The following is a 2010-nucleotide window of genomic DNA, read 5'->3' as shown; positions in this document are numbered from 1 at the left end:
AGAGCACGTGACTGAAAATCACGGTGTCGGCGGTTCGACTCCGTCCCTGGGCACCACGTCCCCCGATCGGAAGCCAAGCGGTCACCAAGCCGTTCTGGATGAATATGCCCGCGTTCCCCCTCCCGGGGTGGGCGTCCGGTGCCCAGGTAGCTCAGTTGGTAGAGCACGTGACTGAAAATCACGGTGTCGGCGGTTCGACTCCGTCCCTGGGCACCACTTTCTTTCCCCCTTGTTGTGATGTCAGGCCGCGTGCGACTCCCTTTGCGGGTCGTCGGTGACCACTTGGTTGCGTCCGGATTCCTTGGCCCGATACAAGGCACGGTCGGCGCGGTCGAGGGCGGCCGCCAGGCTGTCGTCGCTGACCGCGAGCGTGGTCACGCCGATGCTGACCGTCATGGCAAAGGACGCGCCGGGGGCCTGCACCAGGGTTGCCGCCACCTGGGCGCGGATTTTCTCGGCCACCATGCGGGCGGCCTGGGCGTTGGTCTCGGGGAGCAGCAGGCCGAATTCCTCGCCCCCCAGGCGCCCCAGGACGTCGCTTTCGCGGGTGGCGGCCAGGGTGGTGCGCACCAGGGTCCGGATCGCCTCGTCGCCCACGGCGTGGCCCCAGGTATCGTTGATTTTCTTGAAGCGATCGATATCGAGAATCGCCACGGCCAGGGGGCGCCCGGCGCGCCGGGACCGCGCCACCTCGTGGGTGCCCGTGTCCATGAAAAAGCGCCGGTTCTTGCTGCCGGTGAGGGGGTCGGTCAGGGCGGCGTCGAGCAGCAGGTCCTGCGCCGCCTTCAGGCGCCGGAACAAGGGGCGGAAAATGATCAGCGCCTCGGCCACGAGCGTAACCAGCATGCCGGCCAGCGTGCCCTTCAGCAGTCCGGTCAGGCGTGAAACCTGGGCCTCGCTGTCCGCCTGCCGCTGGGCGACCACGGCTTCCAGCGCGCCCAGCAGGGGGCCCTGGGCCGTGTCGACCAGCCGGGTCAGGGCCGGGCTGTCGGGGCGCTGGTCGGGAGGCAGCGCAAGGTAGGCCCATCCCGCGCCCAGGAAGGCGTTCATGCGCTCCCCAAGATGCTCCTGGGCGTACACGAAGGCCTCGGCCGGGCTTTTGGCGGCCGAAATGCCCAGGAGGGCCGAGCCTTCGGTCAGGGCCTTGAAGGCGGATTCCATGTCGGAAAGGCTGGTCGCCAAGGCAGCCTCGCGCGGCGCGATCCGGGCGGGTTCCCGGGTTCGGGCCAGGTCGAAGGCGAGCATGGCAATGCGTTGCGACAGCATCCGCTGGCGCCCGGCAATGTTGACGACCCGGGCCGTGTCCGCCTGCTGGGTAACGAGTTTGGCGATGGCAATATGGGATGTGATCGCCAGAGCTGCGAGAAGGGCAAGAGCCAGGATGTACTGAAGCGTTGTCTTGCGAAAACAGAACGTCTCTTGCCCAAATTCCATTACGTTCTTCCTCGAAATCAACGGCATCTGCTCCATGGTCTTGGGTTATGTTATCGAATTTTTCTGCTGGCTTGAAGATGGCCTTAAGAGTGGGGGCATCGAGAGCGGACGCCGGTCGTGCCGACGAAGGAACGAGGCCGCCCCTCCCCGTGAGGCCAGGGGCCACGGGCGCAAGAAGACGCCGATGTCGGAAGTCGCCTTTTGGCGAGGGGCTTCAGGCTTTGAGCGGGAATCGTTTGGTTGTCTGGCCGAAAAATGACGTCAAAAAGACCTGTCCGATTGGGCGGGTTTGAAGCCATGTATCCAAAGATTATATAAAATTCCACGAATCAATCCGTGGTGTTATGCACATAAATCCGTGTTCAAGGCGGAAAATGCCCGTCTTGAGAGGTGTTTCGTCCGGATCGGGTCGGTTCGAACGCCGTGCGGCAAGCCGGGTCGGGCGCGGTGCTCTAACTTTTGGTTTCACGGTTGGCTGATCCGAAAAGCGGTATCTGCTTTTCGGCTCTCACGCTGAAGCCTGTCAGGGAAAAGCGGTGCCTCCTTTCCCCTGACAGCCTGCTAGAGTAATCCGAG

1 protein-coding gene and 1 tRNA gene are annotated in these 2010 nt (G+C 63.9%); one reads left to right on the top strand and one right to left on the bottom strand.

Annotated features, from left to right (window positions below):
- Positions 1-140 precede the first annotated feature (140 nt).
- A tRNA-Phe gene (locus ROR02_RS16275) sits at positions 141-216 on the top strand.
- Positions 217-240: 24 nt separating this feature from the next.
- Here the strand turns inward: ROR02_RS16275 and ROR02_RS16270 are convergent.
- Positions 241-1434 (bottom strand): diguanylate cyclase, encoded by a 1194-nt coding sequence (locus tag ROR02_RS16270; protein WP_170245163.1) that lies wholly within the window; start codon positions 1432-1434, stop codon positions 241-243.
- Positions 1435-2010 lie beyond the last annotated feature (576 nt).

It is taken from the genome of Pararhodospirillum oryzae, assembly GCF_007992075.1.
Classification (GTDB): Bacteria; Pseudomonadota; Alphaproteobacteria; order Rhodospirillales; family Rhodospirillaceae; genus Pararhodospirillum; species Pararhodospirillum oryzae.
Note: the sequence above shows the minus strand (reverse complement) of the source record. Positions and strands in the feature narration are given on the sequence as shown.

Excerpts from the sequence above, each read along its gene's own strand:
- ROR02_RS16270 (WP_170245163.1), bottom strand. The coding sequence starts at position 1,434 with ATGGAATTTGGGCAAGAGACGTTCTGTTTTCGCAAGACAACGCTTCAG.